General features: G+C 60.7%; 20 protein-coding genes. 12 read left to right on the top strand and 8 right to left on the bottom strand.

Features of this window, described 5'->3' with window-relative positions; translation table 11 throughout:
* Positions 1–33: 33 nt before the first annotated feature.
* The 8 genes from LCQ44_RS09665 to LCQ44_RS09630 all read left to right on the top strand — a co-directional run bounded on the left by LCQ44_RS09665 (position 34) and on the right by LCQ44_RS09630 (position 8,871).
* The gene (locus LCQ44_RS09665; protein ID WP_225093733.1) at positions 34–1,470 is read left to right on the top strand and encodes a M20 family metallopeptidase; all 1,437 of its coding nucleotides are present in this window, start codon (positions 34–36) and stop codon (positions 1,468–1,470) included.
* Between the two features lie 294 nt (positions 1,471–1,764).
* Positions 1,765–2,703 carry a phosphate ABC transporter substrate-binding protein gene (locus LCQ44_RS09660; protein WP_225093732.1) on the top strand — a complete coding sequence of 313 codons (939 nt, stop codon included), beginning with the start codon at positions 1,765–1,767 and terminating at the stop codon, positions 2,701–2,703.
* Between the two features lie 25 nt (positions 2,704–2,728).
* A complete protein-coding gene (gene pstC, locus LCQ44_RS09655) occupies positions 2,729–3,637 on the top strand; it encodes a phosphate ABC transporter permease subunit PstC (RefSeq protein ID WP_225093731.1) in 909 nt (302 codons plus the stop codon).
* Positions 3,630–4,556: a phosphate ABC transporter permease PstA gene (gene pstA, locus LCQ44_RS09650; RefSeq protein WP_225093730.1), complete on the top strand. Its 927-nt coding sequence runs from the start codon at positions 3,630–3,632 to the stop codon at positions 4,554–4,556. The genes pstC and pstA overlap by 8 nt, the downstream gene beginning before the upstream one ends.
* Complete coding sequence (gene pstB, locus LCQ44_RS09645; RefSeq protein ID WP_225093729.1) at positions 4,553–5,425, top strand: phosphate ABC transporter ATP-binding protein PstB; 873 nt, start codon at positions 4,553–4,555, stop codon at positions 5,423–5,425. Before pstA ends, pstB begins: the two co-directional genes overlap by 4 nt.
* Positions 5,426–5,629: 204 nt before the next feature.
* The gene (locus tag LCQ44_RS09640; protein WP_225093728.1) at positions 5,630–7,489 is read left to right on the top strand and encodes an ABC-F family ATP-binding cassette domain-containing protein; all 1,860 of its coding nucleotides are present in this window, start codon (positions 5,630–5,632) and stop codon (positions 7,487–7,489) included.
* A 6-nt stretch (positions 7,490–7,495) separates the two neighbouring features.
* A complete protein-coding gene (locus LCQ44_RS09635; RefSeq protein ID WP_225093727.1) occupies positions 7,496–8,266 on the top strand; it encodes a Cof-type HAD-IIB family hydrolase in 771 nt (256 codons plus the stop codon).
* Positions 8,267–8,481: 215 nt separating this feature from the next.
* Positions 8,482–8,871: a metal-dependent transcriptional regulator gene (locus tag LCQ44_RS09630; RefSeq protein WP_225093726.1), complete on the top strand. Its 390-nt coding sequence runs from the start codon at positions 8,482–8,484 to the stop codon at positions 8,869–8,871.
* Between the two features lie 283 nt (positions 8,872–9,154).
* Here the strand turns inward: LCQ44_RS09630 and LCQ44_RS09625 are convergent, their stop codons facing one another.
* The 5 genes from LCQ44_RS09625 to LCQ44_RS09605 form a co-directional block, all read right to left on the bottom strand.
* Positions 9,155–11,107 carry a heavy metal translocating P-type ATPase gene (locus LCQ44_RS09625; protein ID WP_225093725.1) on the bottom strand — a complete coding sequence of 651 codons (1,953 nt, stop codon included), beginning with the start codon at positions 11,105–11,107 and terminating at the stop codon, positions 9,155–9,157.
* A gap of 99 nt (positions 11,108–11,206) precedes the next feature.
* A complete protein-coding gene (locus tag LCQ44_RS09620) occupies positions 11,207–11,425 on the bottom strand; it encodes a cation transporter (protein WP_225093724.1) in 219 nt (72 codons plus the stop codon).
* A 63-nt stretch (positions 11,426–11,488) separates the two neighbouring features.
* Complete coding sequence (locus LCQ44_RS09615) at positions 11,489–11,854, bottom strand: ArsR/SmtB family transcription factor (protein WP_055285819.1); 366 nt, start codon at positions 11,852–11,854, stop codon at positions 11,489–11,491.
* A 419-nt stretch (positions 11,855–12,273) separates the two neighbouring features.
* The gene (locus tag LCQ44_RS09610; protein ID WP_225093723.1) at positions 12,274–13,464 is read right to left on the bottom strand and encodes a hypothetical protein; all 1,191 of its coding nucleotides are present in this window, start codon (positions 13,462–13,464) and stop codon (positions 12,274–12,276) included.
* 351 nt (positions 13,465–13,815) lie between these two features.
* Positions 13,816–14,784 (bottom strand): 3'-5' exonuclease, encoded by a 969-nt coding sequence (locus tag LCQ44_RS09605; RefSeq protein WP_225093722.1) that lies wholly within the window; start codon positions 14,782–14,784, stop codon positions 13,816–13,818.
* Between the two features lie 172 nt (positions 14,785–14,956).
* On the opposite strand from LCQ44_RS09605, the gene LCQ44_RS09600 reads away from it, so the two are divergent.
* Positions 14,957–16,045 carry a putative manganese transporter gene (locus LCQ44_RS09600; protein ID WP_161115852.1) on the top strand — a complete coding sequence of 363 codons (1,089 nt, stop codon included), beginning with the start codon at positions 14,957–14,959 and terminating at the stop codon, positions 16,043–16,045.
* A gap of 106 nt (positions 16,046–16,151) precedes the next feature.
* Here the strand turns inward: LCQ44_RS09600 and LCQ44_RS09595 are convergent, their stop codons facing one another.
* Complete coding sequence (locus LCQ44_RS09595; protein ID WP_195239477.1) at positions 16,152–16,634, bottom strand: YaiI/YqxD family protein; 483 nt, start codon at positions 16,632–16,634, stop codon at positions 16,152–16,154.
* A complete protein-coding gene (locus LCQ44_RS09590) occupies positions 16,635–17,237 on the bottom strand; it encodes an HdeD family acid-resistance protein (RefSeq protein WP_035137275.1) in 603 nt (200 codons plus the stop codon).
* 235 nt (positions 17,238–17,472) lie between these two features.
* Here LCQ44_RS09590 and LCQ44_RS09585 point away from each other — a divergent pair, with 235 nt between their 5' ends.
* From LCQ44_RS09585 to LCQ44_RS09575, 3 genes are all read left to right on the top strand, one after another.
* Positions 17,473–18,144, top strand: coding sequence for a nitroreductase family protein (locus LCQ44_RS09585; protein WP_161145163.1), 672 nt, complete (start codon positions 17,473–17,475; stop codon positions 18,142–18,144).
* 82 nt (positions 18,145–18,226) lie between these two features.
* On the top strand, positions 18,227–18,769 hold the full coding sequence (locus LCQ44_RS09580) for a histidine phosphatase family protein (protein ID WP_225093721.1): 543 nt from the start codon (positions 18,227–18,229) through the stop codon (positions 18,767–18,769).
* Positions 18,770–18,786: 17 nt separating this feature from the next.
* Complete coding sequence (locus tag LCQ44_RS09575) at positions 18,787–19,422, top strand: histidine phosphatase family protein (RefSeq protein WP_138112840.1); 636 nt, start codon at positions 18,787–18,789, stop codon at positions 19,420–19,422.
* Positions 19,423–19,551: 129 nt separating this feature from the next.
* Here the strand turns inward: LCQ44_RS09575 and LCQ44_RS09570 are convergent, their stop codons facing one another.
* Positions 19,552–20,235, bottom strand: coding sequence for a DUF1015 family protein (locus LCQ44_RS09570; protein WP_225093720.1), 684 nt, complete (start codon positions 20,233–20,235; stop codon positions 19,552–19,554).
* Positions 20,236–20,268 lie beyond the last annotated feature (33 nt).

The following is a 20,268-nucleotide window of genomic DNA, read 5'->3' as shown; positions in this document are numbered from 1 at the left end:
CACGCTCGCCGCTCATTGCTAAGGAGGTCGTCCATGAATCAGGTGGAGCAGAGCGTCGCCGAGTATGTCGACGAGGTCTGGGAGGATGTCGTCGCCGATATCGAGCAGCTGGTGAGCTATCCGTCCGTGGCCGTTGCTGCCGATGCGGAGCCCGGTGTGCCGTTTGGCCGCCCGGTCCGTGATGCGCTCGATTGCGCGCTCGGCATTGCGCAAAAGCTCGGCTACCAGACGAGCGATGACGAGGGTTATGTGGGCATCGCCGATATCCCGGGGCGCGGCGATAAGCAGCTTGCGACCATCTGCCATGTGGACGTGGTGCCTGCCGGCCCCGGTTGGAACACCGACCCGTTTGCGATGGAGCGTCGCGAGGGATGGCTGCTCGGCCGTGGCGTGATTGATGACAAGGGCCCGGCGGTGCTGTCGCTCTACGCTGGTGCTTATCTGCTCAGGCACGGCATTGTGCCGCGCTATACCTTCCGCGCGCTGCTGGGCTGCGATGAGGAAGTGGGCATGTCCGACGTTCACCATTATCTGGAGAACCACGCAGACCCCGATTTCCTGTTTACGCCCGATGCCGAGTTCCCGGTTTGCAATGCCGAGAAGGGCCAGTTTGGGGCGACGTTTGTGAGCCCCAAGATCGACGGCGGGCGCATCGTGTCCTGGAGCGGTGCCGAGGCGAGCAACGCCATTCCGTCGCAGTCTATCTGCGAACTCGCGATTGCCGCCGATGAGCTGCCGGCACCGGTCGAGAACGCCGACCGCCTGGAGATCACGACGCTCGATAACGGGCATGCGCAGATTTTTGCCCACGGTATTGGCGGTCATGCCTCGATGCCTGAGGGCACTATCAACGCTGTCGGCCTGATCGTGGCGTATCTGCGCGAGGCCGAGGACGCGTTTGGCGCCCGTGACAAGCGCCTGTTGACGCCCGCCGAGCACGAGTTTGTCAAGTTTTTGGCCTTTGTGCATGCGGACGCCTATGGCCGCGGCCTGGGTATCGATGCGACGAGTCCGGCGTTTGGCCCGCTTACCTGCAACGCTGGCGTCATCCGCGTGGCGGATGGCCATATCGAGCAGGTCATCGACGTGCGCTTCCCCGACAGCACGAGTGCCGATACCATCCGCGAGCAGCTCGATCCGCTCGTGGGCCGTTTCGGCGTGACGTGCCAGCTGGGTCGCGCGAAGGTGCCGTTCTCGGTCTCTGCCGATGATCCGGCCGTGAAGGCGCTTATCGATACCTATAACGAGTTCACCGGCAAGCATGCTGAACCCTTTGCCATGGGCGGCGGCACGTACGCGCGCAACTTTGCCCGCGCCGTCTCGTTTGGCCCCGAGGAGACCGGCCTGGAGCTGCCCTCGTGGGGCGGCCAGATGCACGGCCCCAACGAGTGCGCCAACGAGGAACAGCTCAAGCAGGCGCTCAAGATCTATATTGTTGCGATCCTCCGTTTGAATGAATTAGAGCTTTAAGGTCTCGCGGTTTCCCAATCTAAGTTGCGGTGGAATAGTTCCTAGAATGGGCCATTTGATGGCCAAGCAGGAACTATTTCACCGCAACTTTGTTTTTATTGGTGTAAAAGGCGGGTCATGCTTGGTGGCGGGTTTGTTATTCGTTTGTAAAGGCCGTGCTGCGCTTGCGGTAAGGGTCTATCAAATGCCCGTAAGAAACCGTAGTTGGCGCGGGCGATGCCCGGTCGGGGCCGTATCTTTCCAAACAGCAAAGCGGGCGGGGTGCCCGCGAGTCGCATGTATGAAAGGAAGATCATGCTCGATCAGGCTTATTCTCGTCGTCAGTTCCTCGGCCTCGCTGGTGGTCTTGCCAGCATCGTCGGTCTCGGCCTCGTTGGCTGCGGTGGCTCCAACGCCGCCGACACCGCTGCCGAGGGTAGCGCCGCTGCTGCCGAGTCCGTCTCCGGCGAGGTGACTTACGACGGCGCCTCCTCGTTCCAGGCTCTCGTCGAGGCCGCTGCCGAGAAGTTCATGGATGCCAACCCGGACGTCTCCGTCTCCGGCTCGGGCAACGGTTCGGGCAAGGGCCTGACCGCTGTCGCCGCCGGCACCGTTACCATCGGTAATTCCGACGTCTTCGCCGAGACCAAGCTCGAGGCCGACCAGGTCAAGAACCTCGTCGACCATGAGGTTGCTGTCGTGGGCATGGGTCCCGTCGTCTCCAAGAACGTGACGGTCGACGACCTGTCCCTCGAGCAGCTCAAGGGCATCTTCTCCGGCCAGATCACCAACTGGAAGGAGGTCGGCGGCGACGACGCCACCATCGTCGTTCTCAACCGCAAGGCCGGCTCCGGCACTCGCGCCACCTTCGAGGCCGCCGTCTTTGGCGACGAGGTTGTCGACTTTAAGGGCGACGCCGAGCTCGACAAGTCCGGCGACGTTCAGACTCAGATGGGCAGCACCGACAACGCCATCTCCTACCTCGACTTCTCGCACTTTGACGATTCCAAGTTCAACGCCGTCAAGGTCGAGGGTGTCGAGCCCAAGAGCAAGAATGTCACCGACGACTCCTTCAAGATCTGGGCTACCGAGCACATGTACTGCGCCAAGGACGCCGACGAGGCCACCAAGGCCTTCCTGGACTTTATGCTTTCCGACGACGTCCAGGGCAAACTTGTCGAGGAGCAGGGCTTTATCCCCGTCTCTGCCATGAAGGTCGTCAAGGACGCCAGCGGCAAGGTCTCCGCTAAATAGGTAATCGCCCCCGGAAAGGTTTGCAATGGCAAAACAGCTGCCAAAGCGCGACCTTGAGAACGTGGGCCTGGGCGTCACGGGCGCGTGCGTTGCGCTCGTGACGCTTGTCGTTGCCGCACTCATCTTTATGGTCGCCCAAAAGGGCCTCTCGGCTTTTATCAAGGACGGCGTCTCGGTCGTCGAGTTCTTTACCGGCACCAAGTGGGACCTGGCCAACACGGCCGAAAACGGCCTGCCTTATACCGGCGCCCTGCCCCTGATCGTCACCTCGTTTGCAGTCATGGTGCTCTCCACGCTCATCGCGCTGCCCATCGCCATCGGCTCTGCCATCTTTGCAGTTGAGATCCAGCCTAAGTTTGGTTCCAAGATCTTTCAGCCGCTTATTGAGCTTTTGACCGGCATTCCCTCGGTCGTCTTTGGCTTGATCGGCTTTCACGTGGTTGTCGGCCTTATGAAGAGTGTTTTCCATGTGAGCACGGGTCTGGGCATCTTACCCGGCGCCATCGTGCTGGCCGTCATGATCCTGCCGACCATGACCACGCTTTCGGTCGATGGCCTGCGCGCCGTGCCCGACAGCTACCGCCAGGGCTCGCTCTCGCTGGGCTATACCCGCTGGCAGACCATCTGGCACGTGGTGCTCAAGAGCGCCATGCCTTCGCTCATGACCGCGGTCATCCTTGGCATGACCCGCGCCTTTGGCGAGACGCTCGCCGTGCGCATGGTTATCGGCGGCATCGAGGCCATGCCGACGTCGCTGCTGTCGCCGGCGTCCACCATCACCACCACGCTCACCACGTCTATGGCTGTCTATGCCGAGGGCTCAGCCCAGGACGACGTTCTGTGGGCGCTCGGTCTGCTGCTGATGGGCATGAGCCTCATCTTCATCCTGATTATCCATCTCATTGGCCGCAAGGGGGCGAAGGCTCGTGGCTAGCACGCGCATCCATATCGACGAGGCGAGACTCGGGCGTGTCCAAAAACAGGACCGCATCGCCACGGGCGTGTTGACGGCGATCGTCGCCATCGTCATGCTCGTCGTCATTTCCATGGTGGCCTATATCCTGTTCGAGGGCATCTCGACGCTGTTCCAGCCGAGCTTCCTCACGCAGCCCGCGCGTGCCAACGGAACCCAGGGCGGCGTGCTCTATCAGCTGTTCGACTCGTTCTATCTGCTGCTGATCACCCTGATCATCTCGGTGCCCATCAGCCTGGGCGGCGCGGTCTTTTTGGTTGAGTACGCGCCGAATGGGCCCATCCGCGACATCGCCTCCACCGCCATCGAGACGCTGTCCTCGCTGCCTTCCATCGTCGTCGGCATGTTCGGTTTCCTGGTCTTCTCGGTGCAGCTGGGCTGGAAGTACTCCATCATCTCCGGCGCCGTTGCGCTCACCATGTTCAACATTCCCATCCTGGTGCGCGTGATCCAACAGGCGCTCGAGGACGTGCCGCAGGCCCAGCGCGATGCGTGCCTGGCCATGGGCCTTACCCGCTGGGAGGCCACGCTGCACATCTTGATTCCCGAGGCCATGCCCGCCATCGTGACCGGCATCGTGCTTTCGGCCGGCCGCGTGTTTGGCGAGGCCGCGGCACTGCTCTTTACCTCGGGCATGAGCTCGCCGGTTCGCCTGAACTTCTTGAGCTTTAACCTGTCGAGTCCCACCTGCGCCTGGAACGTGTTCCGCCCCGGTGAGTCGCTCGCCGTGCACATCTACAAGATCTATGGCGAGGGCAGCCCCGAGGCCCAGCAGATCGTTTGGGGTACCGCTGCGCTGCTGATGATTTGCGTGCTGCTGTTTAACGTAATCGCCCGTATCGTGGGCAAGCAACTGGCAAGGAGGATGACGGCCGAGTGAGCGAGATGAAAGCAACACCCGCAGCCGAAGCGGCACCGTCCGAGACCCAGGACTTTCTGTCGAGTGTGGGGGAGAGCGAGAAACGCGTTCGCGTGAGCGGCAGGGCCGTGAGCGACAAGGTCGTGCTCTCCACCAAGGACGTCAACGTGTACTATGGCGACCACCATGCCCTGCACGATACGTCGCTCGACTTTCACAAGGGCGAGATCACGGCGCTCATCGGGCCTTCGGGCTGCGGTAAGTCGACCTTCTTGCGCAGCCTCAACCTTATGAATCGCGAGATTCGCGGCTGCCGCGTGGAGGGCGAGATCAGCTACCGCGGGCGCAACGTGAACACCAAGACCGAAAACACCTACGAGCTGCGCCGCTCCATTGGCATGGTGTTCCAGCAGCCCAATCCTTTCCGCAAGTCCATTCGCGACAACATCACGTTTGCGCCTAAACGCCACGGTATCACCGACCGCGACGAGCTTGATCGTATGGTCGAGGAAAGTCTGCGTGGTGCGGCGCTGTGGGACGAGGTCAAGGACAAGCTCGACAAGAGCGCCTACGCGCTTTCGGGCGGCCAGCAGCAGCGTCTGTGCATCGCGCGCACGCTGGCGCTCAACCCCGACGTGATCCTGTTTGACGAGCCCTGCTCGGCGCTCGACCCCATCTCGACGCTGGCGATCGAGGACCTCATGTCATCGATTGTGGCCGAGCGCGCCATCGTCATCGTGACGCACAACATGGAGCAGGCGTCGCGCGTGTCCAACCGCACGGCGTTCTTCTACATGGGCGATATGGTCGAGTACGACGAGACCGACGAGATTTTCCAACGGCCCAAGGATAAGCGGCTGAATGATTACCTCACCGGCATGTTCTCCTAGTCCGGGACATGCTTGAGGCCCGCGGCGGTTACGGTTGCCGCGGGACTGATTGGAGAGGCGGGTCATCTCTTTTGCGAGATGGCCCGCCTTTTGCTCTGCGACCGAAACGACCACCACAAAGGGGACAGGCACCTTCGTGGTGGTTTGGGGTGGGGCTCGCTGCTATCATGGACAACGTTGTATTTCTACGAAGGAGCAGGGCATATGGCGATTCTTTTGGGATGCGATTCCATCAGCCTAGAGTTTCCCACCAAGCATATTTTCGATAGCGTGACGCTCGGCGTGGGCGAGGGCGACCGCATTGGTATTGTCGGCAAAAACGGCGACGGCAAGTCGACGCTGTTGAGCGTGCTCGCCGGCACGCTGGAGCCCGACGACGGCCGCGTGACGCATCGCCGTGACACGACGATCGGATTGCTCGGCCAAAAGGACAACCTGGCCGATACCGACACCGTGCATCATGCCGTCGTCGGCGACGCGCCCGAGTACGAGTGGGCCTCGAGCCCGCGTACGCGTCAGATCCTGGCCGGCCTTATTAGCGATGTGCCCTGGGAGGGCACGGTGGGCGAGCTTTCGGGCGGCCAGCGCCGCCGCGTGGACCTCGCGCGCCTGCTGATCGGCGACTACGACGTGCTCATGCTCGACGAGCCTACCAACCACCTGGACATGCGTACCATCAACTGGCTCGCGCGTCACTTAAAGGCCCGCTGGCAGCGCGGTCAGGGCGCGATGCTTGTGGTCACGCACGACCGCTGGTTCCTGGACGAGGTCTGCACCAGCATGTGGGAGGTCCACGACGGCCAGGTCGATCCCTTCGAGGGCGGTTACTCGGCCTACATCCTGCAGCGTGTGGAGCGCGACCGCATGGCCGCGGTTACCGAGGAGCGCCGTCGCAACATGGCGCGCAAGGAGCTCGCGTGGCTGAGCCGCGGTGCCCAGGCGCGCTCCACCAAGCCCAAGTTTCGCGTGGACGCCGCTCGCGAGCTGATAGCCGACGTACCGCCCGTACGTGACGAGCTGGAGCTCAAGCGCCTGGCGGTGAGTCGCCTGGGCAAGCAGGTTATCGACGTGGTCGACGTGGACGCCGGCTATGCGGATACCGATGGCGCGCCCAAGCAGGTGCTCAACGATGTGACCTGGCTCATCGGTGCGGGCGACCGCTATGGCCTTTTGGGTGAGAACGGCGCCGGCAAGTCGACCTTGCTCGACGTGATCCAGGGCAAGATTGAGCCCACGCGCGGCCGCGTGAAGATTGGCCAGACAGTGCGCTTTGGCGTGCTGTCGCAGCAGCTCGAGGAGCTCGAACCCTACATGGGCGACACGATCCGCGAGGTGCTCGGCAACTATAAGAAGTACTACGTCATCGACGGTAAGGAGACTTCGCCCGAGAAGCTCTGCGAGCGCCTGGGCTTTACGACGCAGCAGCTCTGGAGCCGCATCGGCGATCTTTCGGGCGGCCAGCGCCGTCGCCTGTCGCTGTTGCTGACGATTCTGGACGAGCCCAACGTGCTCATCCTGGACGAGCCCGGTAACGACCTGGATACCGACATGCTTGCGATTGTCGAGGACCTGCTCGACGGCTGGCCCGGCACGTTGATCCTGGTGACGCACGACCGCTTCTTGATGGAGCGCGTGACCGACCAGCAGTGGGCGCTGCTCGACGGCCACCTGACGCATATGCCCGGCGGCGTCGACCAGTACCTGCGTATGTGCAATGCCACCGCCGAGGGTGAACCCGTGGGTGCGCCGAGTGCCAAGACCGGCACGTTCGACACCGGTGCTGCGGCGGCTGCGGCCGAAAAACCCAAGTCGAGCGGCCAGCCCAATGGCCTTTCCAACGCCGAGCGCCAGAAGCTCCGCCGCGAGGTGAGCTCGCTCGAGCGCAAGATGGAGACGCAGCGCGCCCGCGTGGAGGAGGCCGAGGCCGCGATGGCCCAGGTCGACCCCACCAACTACACGGCGCTGGGCGAGCAGCAGGCAAAGATTGACGAGGCTCACGCCGCCATGGACGAGCTGGAGATGGCGTGGCTCGAGGCGAGCGAGAAGCTCGAGGGCGAGGAGTAGACGAGGATGATCAAAGCCGCGTTTTTCGATATCGATGGCACGCTGCTGAGCTTTAAGACCCATCGGATTCCGGCGTCGGCGCAGCAGGTGCTCGACAGCTTTCGCGAGCAGGGGATTGCGTGCGTGATCGCCACGGGTCGCCCGACCTACCAGATGCCGGATTGGCTGTTCGACCTGGGTTGGGATGCGTACATTACGCTTTCGGGCCAGCACTGTTTTGATGCCAAGGGCGTTTATCGCAGCTGCCCGATCGATTCAGACGATGTTGCGGTGATTGTGGACCAGGTGGCGCAGGGGCGCTACGACTCGCTGTGCATGCAGGGCGAGAACTCGTTTGTGAACTGCCTGTCCGAGCGCGTGGTGACGGCTGGCAACAACGCGGGGATCGTCTACCACGAGGAGCCGTTTGAGCACGCCTTTGACGCGCCGGTCTATCAGTTCTGCGCCTTTGTGGACCCTACCGACGAATATATCGTGACCGACGCCGTGTCGCATTCGCTCACCACGCGCTGGTGCGACCTGTTCTGCGACATTATTCCCGCTAACGGCGGCAAGGACCTGGGCGTGGCGGCGACGCTGGAGCGCCTGGGTGTCGACGCGAGCGAGGCGATTGCCTTTGGCGACGGCGAGAACGACCTGTCGATGTTTTCCGCCGTGGGCACGAGTGTGGCCATGGGTAATGCGCAGGATACCGTGAAGGCCGCGGCGACCTACGTGACGACCGCCGTGGATGACGACGGGATCTACAACGCTGCGAAGCACTTTGGTCTGCTGTAGCTGCGGATTCGGCACTTGGGGACGTTCCTTTTTCTGCCGGCAGAGGGGGACACTCCTTGCGCGCTGCGTGCCGTGTCGCCTTGCTTACCCCGCGCATTTTGTGAAACACGGTTAACTTTTTGAACAACGTAGTAAGACATGGGCAACTTTTGCGGTAAAGTAAATCAAGCAAAAGTATCCAAAGGCTAACTAGAAGCCATCGCGAAAGGCGGCCCATGGCCCTACGTGAATCCGGAGAAGACTATCTCGAATCGATCTACGTTCTGTCGGAGCGTCAGGGCATCGTGCGCTCGATCGACGTTGCGGAGTACCTCGGCGTAACCAAGGCGAGCGTTTCCAAGGCCATGGCGACGCTGGAAAGCAACGGCTATGTCGAAATGGGCAAACGAGATGTTCATCTGACAGAGCGAGGGCTGGAGGTCGCTCGTCAAATGTGGGAGCGTCACTGCTTTTTCGTGGGGCTGCTGGAGGATGCGGGTGTTTCGGCTGAGGTCGCGTCGCAAGAGGGCTGCCACATGGAGCACTGCCTGAGCGAGGAGAGCTTCGAGAAGCTACGGGCGATGTTGGGCCGGGAAGACGTAGCGGGTTCAACAACAGAAGCCTAACTGACCCACAGTAGCGCGGAGTTCGCGCAAAGCGCGAACCAGCGACCGGGACCAGCGGCCCTTTCGGCCAAGTCCATTTCAGCAAAGGAACCTCGCCAGCAAGCGATGCCCAAGAACCGCCAGCGATGTTACTGCAGGCCGGGGCCGGGCTTGGTTTTGAAAACATTCCGCAGACCAGGAGTGCCCCCGTTCGTAGCTCCGAAGGAGCAGAACGGGGGCACTTCATTGGTCGAGGACGTTTTCAAAACCAAGCCCGGCCCCGGCCGGAGGGACCACAACTAAGCTAGGCGTTCTTGACGCCCATTGCGCGCATGGCGTTCAGAATGGCTATGATCGCCACGCCCACGTCGCCAAAGACGGCGAGCCACATGTTGGCAATGCCGAGCGCCGCGAGCACCAGAATCAGCAGCTTAATGCCCAGCGCAAAGATGATGTTCTGCCAAACAATCGTCATGGTCTTGCGCGCCACGCGGATCGCGCGGGAGATGTTGGAAGGCTTGTCGTCCATCAGCACCACGTCGGCGGCCTCAATTGCGGCGTCGGAACCCATGGCGCCCATGGCAATGCCAACGTCTGCACGGGTGAGCACAGGCGCATCGTTGATGCCGTCGCCTACAAAGGCGAGCTTGCCCTTGCCCGATTCTGCTGCAAGCAGCGCCTCGACACGCTCGACCTTATCACCCGGTAACAGCTGCGCATGGAACTCGTCGAGACCGAGTTGCTTGGCCACAGATGCCGCAACTTCCTCACGGTCGCCCGTGAGCATGACGGTGCGCTTGACGCCGGCGGCGTGCAGGTCGCGAATTGTCTGCTCGGCATCGGCCTTTATGGTGTCGGCAATTACGATGTGGCCGGCGTACGTATCATCGACCAGCACGTGGAGGATGGTGCCGACGATCTCGCAATTGGGCGCTTCGATACCGGCCACAGCAAGCATCTTGGCATTGCCGACGATGACGCGCTTGCCGTCGATATTCGCCGTCACGCCATGGCCCGCGTCATTGGTGGAGTCACTTACGCGTTTGGGATCGAGCTCGCCCTGGAAGGCGGTGCGTACCGACTGCGCGATGGGATGGTCGGAGAACGACTCGGCAAGGGCCGCGACCTCGAGCAGCGACTGCTCGGTATAGCCTGCCTCGGGGTGTACCGCCACGACCGAAAACGTGCCGTTGGTGAGCGTGCCGGTCTTGTCAAAGACGACGGTGTCCACATCGGCGAGCGTCTCGAGATAGTTGGAGCCCTTGATGAGGACGCCCAGCTTGGATGCGCCGCCGATGCCGCCAAAGAAGCTGAGCGGCACGCTGATCACGAGCGCGCATGGGCAGCTGACGACCAGGAAGGTCAGGCCGCGCAGGATCCAGTCGGACCAGGCACCGGTGACCAGGCCACCGCCGAGCGCGAGTACCGCGGCCGCGCCGGTGACAGCGGGCGTGTAGACGCGGGCGAAGCGCGTGATGAAGTTCTCGGTGCGTGCCTTCTTCTCACTAGCGTTTTCTACGAGCTCCAGGACGCGCGCGACGGTGGACTCGCCAAAGGGCTTGGTGGTGCGCACGTGGAGGAGACCCGTCATGTTGATGCAGCCGCTGATGATATCGTCTCCAGTTTTGGCCGGGCGGGGGACCGACTCTCCGGTAAGGGCGGCGGTATCGAGCTGTGTCTCGCCTTCGACGATGACGCCGTCGATGGGCACGCGCTCGCCGGGCTTAATGACGATGACGGTGCCGACGGCGATGTCGTCGGGGAAGACCTGCTCGAGTGTGCCGTCGGCTTGCTCGATGTTGGCGTAATCGGGCGCGATGTCCATCATGGCGCTGATCGACTTGCGGCTTTTGCCCACGGCGTATGCCTGGAATAGCTCGCCAACCTGATAGAACAGCATGACGGCGGCGCCTTCGGCCATGTGCGGGTCGGTATCGGGGAAGAGCACCATGGCAAACGCGCCGATGATCGCGACGGCCATGAGGAAGCTTTCGTCGAAGGCCTTGCCGCGGCGGATGTTATTGAACGCCTTTTGGAGCACGTCGTAGCCGGCAATTAGGAACGGCACCAGGAACAGCACGAAGCTGGCGTAGACGTCACCCGGGGCGCCGAATGCGGCGGTAAGGGTACCGAGCTCGTCGAGGGCGTACACCACCGCAAAAATGCCTAGCGCTACCAGGATACGGTTGCGCTTATGCTCAAGGGACTCTTTCTTCTTGCGCTTCTTCTTTTTCTTTTTGGGATCGGCAGCCGCCATGATTCAAACCTCCCATTTGAATGTATGAACACTCGCTCATATAATTTTGCGAGCAAAGGCCGCAGCAAGCGCGGCCTTGTGGGTCAGCGTAAACCTGGGCTAGAGAATGATCTCGCAGTCCGGCTCGGCGTCGGCGGTAAACTCCACGACGCGATCGAGGACCTCGTCGAACTCGGCGTCGTCGGCTTCGAGCGTCAACTTTTGGGTCATAAAGTTGACCGAAACGGACTTGACGCCATCGAGCTTGGCCAGCTCGTCCTGAAGCTTACGCGCGCAGTTGGCGCAGTCGATCTCGTCGAGTTTAAACTGCTTTTTCATGGCGGGTTCCTTTCCCTGTTTTTGCGGCTTGGGTGCAGGCCGCGCTGGTACCGTGGCTGATCGCTATTCGCAGATGTGGCTCATGCCTTGGTTGAGCATGGTGTAGACATGGTCGTCGGCAAGCGAGTAGAGGATATTGCGCCCGTCGCGCCGGAATTTAACCAGGTGCGACTGCTTGAGCGTTCGCAACTGGTGCGACACCGCGGACTGCGAGGTCTCGGTCGCCTCGGCGATGTCTGCCACGCAGAGCTCGCGGCCCATAAGGGCGTAGAGGATCTTGATACGCGTGGTGTCGCTGAAGACCTTGAACAGGTCGGCGAGGTCGTACAGCAGTTCCTCGTCGGGAAGGTCCTCGGGCGAGCAGGTGGTGGGGATCGCGGGTTCGGTGGCCTCGATGTCGGGTTTCGTTTCATCAACGCGAATGCTCATTGCAATATCCTTTCATATGAACATGCGCTCATATAACTTGCTTCCGATTATATGAGTGTATGTTCATATGTCAATGACGTTCAGGTAATTCGTTGCACAAAATGATGGGGAATAGTGGACGAGATCCCGGACTGAGCGGTTTTGATAGCCGATGCCGGGGTGGGTGCCCTTGAGCCGTGCAAAAATTGGAGTATTCTGCAACGATAGGGGGTCCGTTAATTTATCGCAGGCCAAATAATGCAGCTAAAGAGTTATCTTAGGGTGTTAATCCGATGAGTTCTTCCTCAAATGTTGCCTAACGCTCTCACGCAAGAGTGATTTCGCTTCACATTTGGATCCACTCGAGGGTGATAGACACCCGGCTCTGCTGAATACTCGCAATTTTGCACGTCGCTAAGGTGCCCACCTTGTTAGCCGGTCTAGCTCCCGGCCCCGAAGATCCTGCCCTCGGGCGCGAGGCTGCTTGTTTGGGCAAATGATGGGCTGTCGGATTCGACTGTCTGCATGTCATCGATTGCCGGAACTTCATTAATTGTCGGGTCATCCAGCGTGATGCCTTCGAGTGTTGCTATTTCGAGGTCGATTCGTTGGCGCTCTTCGGAATCCTGGCGAAGCTGCTTCTGAATTCGCCTTTTCTCTTCTATAAACCTTCTGAGCACAAACTGTCTCAGGTCCTCTTGCATGATTTGAAAGTCTTTTGGTAGACGCGAGGGGCGTACGCCCTCTTTCCGCTGGATTGCTTCCATGACCCTAACGAAAGAGCTGGCATGCATAAAGGAATAACGGCTGACGGTGATGATTCCGTATCCCATGGACGCAAGCGCATTCTTGCGTTCCTCATCGATGGCGCGGTCTTCTTCCGCGTCATGATAAAAACCGTTGTATTCAATGTCTGTGCGAGATTTCTTTAGATACGCATCCATAAAGAACTTTTTGCGTCTCGTGAGATTCTTTGCGGCGGCGGTGACCTGCACCTCGTAATCGGTCTCAATTCCCTTAATACCAAGCCCTCCTTCGCTTTTGGGCAGCGTTAGCATCATGACAAATGCCGTTTCCATGGGAGACCGGCATCCGTCGCGTACACATTGGATCGCCTTTCGGGCAAGGGCCAAACCGTCGCATCTGGTAATGGAATTAAAGAACTGCTTTAACCTCTCGGTCGAGGTGAGCGCGAAACGCTCGTTATAAGAGGTGGAAGAGCCGGTTCCAAGGGAGTAAGCGCCGCACAGTTCAAAGTAGTACTCCACCAGTTCGCGAAAAGGGAGATAGGTGTCGGCTTGAAGTGCGCAAAGCTCAACGCCAACAATGAAGATGCCATCTTCAAGCTCTATAAAGCGTGAGTTCGAGAATCGTTTTGACGAAACGTGGCATTGACAGTTCATTGCATAGCGCGCATTCCTGCGATCAAACACCATCACCTCGAGGGAATCATTCGCGTCGAGGGAAACATCATGTTTGGTGAGCCATTCTGCGGCTGCGTCAAGGAGCGTTCCGGTGGGACATGATCCGTAAATCGCGGCAGGGTTACAGGACTCGATGCCTTTCGCAGACACCGAATGCGCGGCCTGGTAGACCGCTTTTGCAGTGGTATGTGACAATACGATACTCATGATATATATCGTGTCAGCTAATGCCGTGTTGACGGCGCTGAGTGGAAAAGCCGTTTTAGAGGTCTAACCAAATGCTGTCCAAAAGCTTGACGCAATTATGAGTTGGTATGCCCTAAATAAAAGTTTTCGCAGCTTAGCTATAGCATATAAATACTCAATTGCTGCACATTTGATATCGATGTATCACCATCCGACAACGAATTGCGTGTTGGGAATTGGTCGAAATCGTTCAAAATGAGGGTTCAGAATTTGTGATGGCAGATCTATCTGTGGAACGTAGGGCGGCCCCGCTGCGGGGTTTCCCGCTGCGAGGCCGCTCGTGATCTACGTCGGAGTTTGTCGTAGACGTTTCTACTTGGCAAACAGGTTCTTGAGGTTGAACTCGGCTTGGACGGTGCGGAGCATGAGGTCGGTGTCGTCGAGGCCCAGGTGCTGCTCGTTGGCGTCGGCGGCGAGGGTGCCGCGGCGGCGGGCCCAGTTCTCGAGCGCGGCGGGCGCGGACTCGCGGGGGAGCGAGCGCACGTCGGCATCCAGGCTGCGGCAGATCTGGCGCGAGTCGATGACGATAATCTTGCCGGCGCGGCGTGCCTCGGCGTAACCGTCCAGATGAATTTTGAACCAGCTGTCCTCGAACGCGGCGTTATGCGCCATGTACGGGTATTTCTTCATAAGCTTGAGCAGCTGCTTCTGCAATTCCTTGTTCTCGCGGAACGGCTTTTTGCCGTCAATGTCGTCCCAGGTGATGTGGTGGATATTCGACAACGGCACATCCTCGCCGCGGTAGATGTCGGGCAGGCCACAGTAGTGTGTCTCGGCGTCATGCGGCACGGCGTCGCTGGTGAGATCCATGATCTCCCAGCCCACGTTGATGATATAGCCGCGCTCGGGTGCACGGCCGGTGGTCTCGATGTCGATACCGAGCACGGTGCCCTGGATGGGCTTGCGGGCGTAGGCCACGCCGAGCGCGTCGCGGTCGCCGCGGATCTCGCGCATGACCGACGCGGCGGTGCGCTTTTGCATCTTACCGATGGCGGCGCAGGTGTCGGCATCGGACAGGCCGCGCGAAAGCGTCGCGGGCGTCACGTTGCGCAGGCGTGCCTCGCCAATCTGGTCGCACAGGTCGCGGTTGCGGTCGGCCAGGTCGCGCACGGTGGCAAAGTCGAAGCTGGGGTCGCCCTCGGCGGTAAAGTACTCGGTTTCGAGCACCTTGAGGGCCTCCTCGCCCTTCTGGCGCTCGGACTCCATGGCGCCGTGATCGCCATAGATAAACATGGGAATAAACGGCTGGCGCTCGTATTCGAGTGCTTGTGAAACGTTCATATAACTGCTCCTTGGACGGGCCGCACCGCGCGGCTCGGGTTCATTGAGATGTGGCGAGATGATAGTTTACCATGGGCAACTATTGGCATCGCGCCTAGGACAACTACAATACCCTAGTTGACCGCTAGGACTTTTACAATGCTGCCGAAAGACACGAAAGGTTCCATCCGTCATGGATTTGCTGATTGATATTCTGCTTGACGCCGGCAAGGACACGCTCTCGCTGGTGCCATTCTTGTTGGTGACGTATCTGGCTCTCGAGACCTTGGAGCACGTCGCGGGTGACCGCGTTAACGGGGCCATCAAGCGCGCCGGCGCCGCGGGTCCCGTGGTTGGCTCGTTGCTGGGCATGGTGCCGCAGTGCGGCTTTTCGGCAATGGCGGCCACACTGTACGCCGGTCGCGTCGTGACCTTGGGCACGTTGGTGGCGGTGTTCCTTTCGACCTCCGATGAGATGCTGCCGCTGTTGCTCGCCGAGCAGGTGCCCGTGCAGACCATGGCGATGCTTTTGGCTTCGAAAGCACTGATCGCGCTGGTCACGGGCTTTATCGTGGACGCCGCCATTCGCGGCCTGCGTCGTAACGCTCGCGCGCATGCGGCGATTCGCCGTACCGTGCTGGGAACCGCGGCCAACCCGGCCCACGTGAACTGCGCGCACGACGACCACACTGGCGGTGACATCATCGACGAGGTGGCCGAGGCGGGCGTGAGCGCCGATCACATCCATGAGCTGTGCGAGCGCGACCATTGCGGTTGCGATGAAGACGAGGACGAGCACGAACACGGACATGGCCATGATCACGGTCATGAGGACGAGCATGAACACCATGATGGCCACGGTCACTCCCGCTCTCACGAGGGCGCGCCCCTCCTGTCGATTATTCGCAGCGCCATCTCGCACACCGTGCAGGTATCGGTATTCATTTTTCTGGTGACGCTGATTCTGGTCGCCGTGCTCGAGACCTTCGGCGAGTCCGCGATCGAGCAGTTCCTGCGTGGCAACGAGACGCTCGCCGTCCTGGGTTCGGCGCTTGTCGGCCTGATTCCCAACTGCTCGGCCAGCGTCGTTATCACACAACTGTACCTGGAAGGCGCGCTGCAGCTGGCCCCGATGCTCGCCGGCACGCTCATCTCTGCTGGTGTGGGCTACCTGGTGCTGTTCCGCACCAACCGCAGCGCCCGCGAAAACGTCCTGTTCCTGATCATGATGTACGTCATCGGTGCCGGCTGGGGCCTCATCCTATCCGCCGTTGGCCTTTAAGTAGATTATTGGGACATGTCTTACGATCTACCCCTGTGACCAGGGCATTCCCCGCTGCCAAAACAAAAAGGTAGATTTTTAGGCATGTCCCGAAAATCTACCTTGGTTAGCGCAGCAGCTCGGTGAGGTTGCGCTTAAAGCGGGCCCGGTCTTCGCTGGTAAATGCCGCCGGACCGCGAGTGCGACCGCCGGCGCGGCGCACCTTCTTTTCCTCGTGGCGAATAAACAGTTGCATGTCGATGGTCGCCTTATCGTAGACGCGCCCGCGCACGCCGATGGCGGCGGCATCGCGCCCGAGCACCATGCTCGCCAAGCCAATGTCCTGCGTCACGACTACGTCGCCCGCCTGCAGGCGTTCGACAATGGCAAAGTCGGCGCTGTCGGCGCCCACGCTCACATCGAGCGTCGTGACCCAAAATCCGCGTCGCGCATGCTCGACGTCGCGCGGATCGTTGCGGCGAATGTGGCGTTCCAGGTTCTGCGTGCTGTTGCCGGCGATAACGACGGCAACGCCCGCCCGCCGCGCGCAGTCAATCGACTCGCGCGTGACCGGGCAGGCGTCTGCATCAATAAAGAGCGTTCGCGGCATCTAGTGCACCAGTTTGCCAAATTGAATAGCGCGAACAATCAGCGTTACGCCAAACACCAGCAGTGCGGCGCCGCTAAAGATGACGAGCATCTTGGCCGACCACAGCGGATAGATAAACACGAACATGCCGGCGATGATGGAGAGTGCGCCGCTCAGGATGGCGAGGGCACGGTTGGACGAAAGCTCGGACTCCAGAATGGACATGACACCTTCGACGATCCAGCCAAAGCCGGCCACGATAACCACCATCGTGGTGAGCGTCGCGGTCGAGAAGGCCTGGTTGCGCAGGATTATGACGCCGCCCAAGATAATGAGTAGGTTGGAGATGATGCTCGTCACGCGCCAGCCGGTGGGCAGCAGTGGCTCGAAAACAGCGGTAAACAGCCTGATCGCGGCCGTGATCACAAAGTAGAAGCCCAAGACGGTCGTTAGGAAGACGAGGGACTTGGCAGGCGCAAACAGCAGTGCGATGCCGGCGACGAGCGCCAAGACGCCCGTGATGGCGTAAATCCAGCGCACGGCCTTGACGGCTTTGCCCGCCATGCTTTTCTCGTCAAATCCAAACTGGCTCGATTTTTGGTCATCGTTCTTAAAGATGCCCATAATGTCTCCTTTCCGTGCGGCGTAAGCCTTGATCGTTACAACCAGTATCGCCTAAAGGCGCTGGCGTATGGGTCGGAGAGGGCGAAACGTAACCCAAAGGCCCCGAATTGTTTCCGTTGTTCCCCACGTTGCGATTTTCTATTCAACAGGTGTAGAACATTGCAGCCCTGTTCGTTATTGCCTACGTTTTAGGTTAGATTTTCCTAAGGACAATTGGCTTGTATTGGGGGTCCCTATGAACGAAGCAGTTCCCGAGGCGCCGTCGAGTGTCGAATCGATGGCAGAGCAGGGTTGCGAAAAGCTCGGCTTGGAAGCGTTTGATGCGCTGGTCCGTCGTGCCCGTACGTGCCGCCGTTTTGACGAGTCCATGCGCGTGCCGCGTGAGTTTTTGCTCGAGCTGGCAGAGCTGGCTCACCTGACTCCCTGCGGCGCCAATGCTCAGCGTCTGCGTTTTCATGTGGTGAGCGGTGCCGTGGATTGCGCGCGTGTATTTGATGAGCTTGCATGGGCCGGTGCGCTTAAGGATTGGCCGGGTCCTGCCGAGGGTGAGCGCCCGACCGGCTACATCGCGATTTTGGCTGAGCGCGCCGTTCCGGGCAAGCCAGCCGCTCCCATTACCGAGGTCGACACGGGCATTGCCGCGCAGACGATGATGCTCGCCGCCCGCAGCGCCACGCCCGAGGTGGCAGCCTGTATGTTCAAGGCCTTTACGCCCCGCGCGATCGATGCCATGGGGCTCGATAACGACAAATATGAGCTCAAGCTGATCATGGCGTTTGGCGTTCCGGCCGAGACTCAAGTTATCGATGCGATCGATTCCAACCCCGACGGCTCTATTAATTACTGGCGTGACGAGGCGCAGGTGCACCACGTACCCAAGCGCCCGCTTGCCGACGTACTGGTGTAGCTGAGCGTCACCGTGGTGTGATCCGGCGGTAAACCACCACAAAGGTACCTGTCCCCTTTGCGGTGGTGCGAGGGGAGGACGTGTGGCAGATTTGTATTTGGTGCGGCATGGGCAGACTGAGCTCAATGTGCAGAACATTTTGCAGGGTGGGCACGATTCGCCGCTTACGGCGCGCGGGCGCGAGCAGGCGCTGGCGACGCGCGCGGCGTTTGAGGCGCGTGGCGTGACCTTTGACCGTGTGTATTCCTCGCCGTTGGGCCGGGCGCGGCATACGGCTGAGCTAATTGCTGGTGAGGGCTGCTCGATAGAGCTGGTCGATGACCTGCGCGAGTGGCATTTGGGCTCGCTGGAGGGTACATCAAATCGCGAGATGCCGCCGCAGCCCTGGGGTGATTATCCGGTGGCCTTTGGTGGCGAGTCTGAAGGCGAGCTCCAGTCGCGCATGGTCGCGGCGCTGTCCCACATCATGGCCATGCCGCAGCACGACTGTGTGCTGGCAGTCTCCCACGGCTCTTCCTGCCAGGAGTTTCTTGAGTATGTGACTGGCAGGGGAGAGCTACCCGACAACGGTGCCGTGCTTCATTTTGGCTATTGCGACGGTGCGTTTTCGCTCCTTGATTGGTAACGAACGAAAGGACCCCTATGAATAAAGATCTGTATCTGGTCCGTCATGGACAGACGATATTCAACCTTAAGCGTATCATTCAGGGGTGGAGTGACTCGCCGCTTACGCAGTTGGGTTGCGACCAGGCGGCGCGCGCCGGCATGTTTTTACGTGCGCGCGGCATTGAGCCCGATCATGCCTACACCTCCACGCTTCATCGCACCGAGCAGACTATCGCCAACCTGTGGCCGGGCTTGGCGTACGAGCGCCTGGACGGTCTGCGCGAGTGGTTCTTTGGCGACTTTGAGGCCGAGCGCGTGATGCTTATGCCCGAGCGCCCGTGGCGCGATTTCTATCGTCAGTTTGGCGGCGAGGGCCAGATGCAGGTGCGTGAGCGCATGGTGGCGACGCTGACCGAGCTTATGCGACGTCCGGACCACGAGTGCGTGCTCGCGGTGAGCCACGGCTCGGCTATCAAGGAGTTTTTGGACCACGTGCGGGGCGCGGCGGCAGACGAGCGCGAACGCGTGCCGGGCAACTGCTCGGTGCTGCACTTTGCGTTTGACGACGAATCCGACACGTTTGAGCTGATTGAGATTTTTACGCAGGAGGATTACGCACGCGAGCTGGGCCTTGAACCGCTTGTGGCTACTGCAGGTCCGCAGCGCGGATAACGCGAGCGTGGCGGCTCGGGTCGCCGGCATAACTTCTCGACGCAAAAGGGGCGGAGATGCATGTACCTGCTGCATCTCCGCCCCCTGTTTGTTGAGCTGCCGATTTTTGTGCTGCGCGGTCTGGTCTTGCTAGAACCGCGCGACTTGGTGCGTGAGCAGACCCGTCGGAACCTGCGGTGCGCCGCCGCTGACCTGCGCAGCGGGGAAGAGCGCGGCAACGGTAAAGTTGAACGGCTCCTTGCCGGTGTACGTTCCGGCGGAACGGGCCTCATCGGCCAGGAGCTGTGATACCCCGACTAGTGCGCCAGCGTAGGCAGGGTCGTCGGCCAGTACCGGCTCCGGCGCCTGGTCGAGCATGGCACGGATGGCGCCGACGGCGTCCTCGCGCTTAACCTCCCACACGCGGTGTGTAATGCCCGCAGGATCGGTGACGGCGTAGAGCGAGGCGCCCTCTTTGGCGGCGCCCAGGATGATGTCCATGACGGGCGACGCCTCGTAGGCGAGCGACACGGGGCGCGGCTGAACTTTGAGTTCGGCGATCGCGCGCGCGGCGGCGGCCACGTCGGCGCTGGCATCGCCCTTGCCGCCCGCAAGTACACTCGTCGGGCAGATCGCCACGACACCCGTCACACGTCCCGGCTCGCCCGAGCATTCGTACACGTAATACGCCGCACCCGGGTCCTTGAGCATCAGACCATCGGCAATGGCTCCGCGCAGGGCATCGTTGCCGCTTAGGATGCTGCCCATTGCAGGCAGCGCCTCGAGCACGCGGTCCTGAGCCGGGCGGATGCAGGGAAACGGAAGTGCTTTCATGGGCGGTCCTAACGCGCGAGTCGGTTTGTTCGC

The sequence above is a fragment of the Collinsella aerofaciens genome (genome assembly GCF_020181355.1).
Lineage (GTDB): Bacteria > Actinomycetota > Coriobacteriia > Coriobacteriales > Coriobacteriaceae > Collinsella.
This window is presented reverse-complemented; position numbering and strand designations above follow the sequence as displayed.

Coding starts and splice junctions, on each gene's coding strand:
- LCQ44_RS09660 (WP_225093732.1), top strand. CDS start 1,765: ATGCTCGATCAGGCTTATTCTCGTCGTCAGTTCCTCGGCCTCGCTGGT.
- LCQ44_RS09610 (WP_225093723.1), bottom strand. CDS start 13,464: ATGAGTATCGTATTGTCACATACCACTGCAAAAGCGGTCTACCAGGCC.
- LCQ44_RS09595 (WP_195239477.1), bottom strand. CDS start 16,634: ATGCCGCGAACGCTCTTTATTGATGCAGACGCCTGCCCGGTCACGCGC.
- LCQ44_RS09590 (WP_035137275.1), bottom strand. CDS start 17,237: ATGGGCATCTTTAAGAACGATGACCAAAAATCGAGCCAGTTTGGATTT.
- LCQ44_RS09570 (WP_225093720.1), bottom strand. CDS start 20,235: ATGAAAGCACTTCCGTTTCCCTGCATCCGCCCGGCTCAGGACCGCGTG.
- LCQ44_RS09620 (WP_225093724.1), bottom strand. CDS start 11,425: ATGAAAAAGCAGTTTAAACTCGACGAGATCGACTGCGCCAACTGCGCG.
- LCQ44_RS09575 (WP_138112840.1), top strand. CDS start 18,787: ATGAATAAAGATCTGTATCTGGTCCGTCATGGACAGACGATATTCAAC.
- pstC (WP_225093731.1), top strand. CDS start 2,729: ATGGCAAAACAGCTGCCAAAGCGCGACCTTGAGAACGTGGGCCTGGGC.
- LCQ44_RS09665 (WP_225093733.1), top strand. CDS start 34: ATGAATCAGGTGGAGCAGAGCGTCGCCGAGTATGTCGACGAGGTCTGG.
- LCQ44_RS09585 (WP_161145163.1), top strand. CDS start 17,473: ATGAACGAAGCAGTTCCCGAGGCGCCGTCGAGTGTCGAATCGATGGCA.
- LCQ44_RS09605 (WP_225093722.1), bottom strand. CDS start 14,784: ATGAACGTTTCACAAGCACTCGAATACGAGCGCCAGCCGTTTATTCCC.
- LCQ44_RS09640 (WP_225093728.1), top strand. CDS start 5,630: ATGGCGATTCTTTTGGGATGCGATTCCATCAGCCTAGAGTTTCCCACC.
- LCQ44_RS09635 (WP_225093727.1), top strand. CDS start 7,496: ATGATCAAAGCCGCGTTTTTCGATATCGATGGCACGCTGCTGAGCTTT.
- LCQ44_RS09615 (WP_055285819.1), bottom strand. CDS start 11,854: ATGAGCATTCGCGTTGATGAAACGAAACCCGACATCGAGGCCACCGAA.
- LCQ44_RS09625 (WP_225093725.1), bottom strand. CDS start 11,107: ATGGCGGCTGCCGATCCCAAAAAGAAAAAGAAGAAGCGCAAGAAGAAA.
- LCQ44_RS09600 (WP_161115852.1), top strand. CDS start 14,957: ATGGATTTGCTGATTGATATTCTGCTTGACGCCGGCAAGGACACGCTC.
- LCQ44_RS09630 (WP_225093726.1), top strand. CDS start 8,482: ATGGCCCTACGTGAATCCGGAGAAGACTATCTCGAATCGATCTACGTT.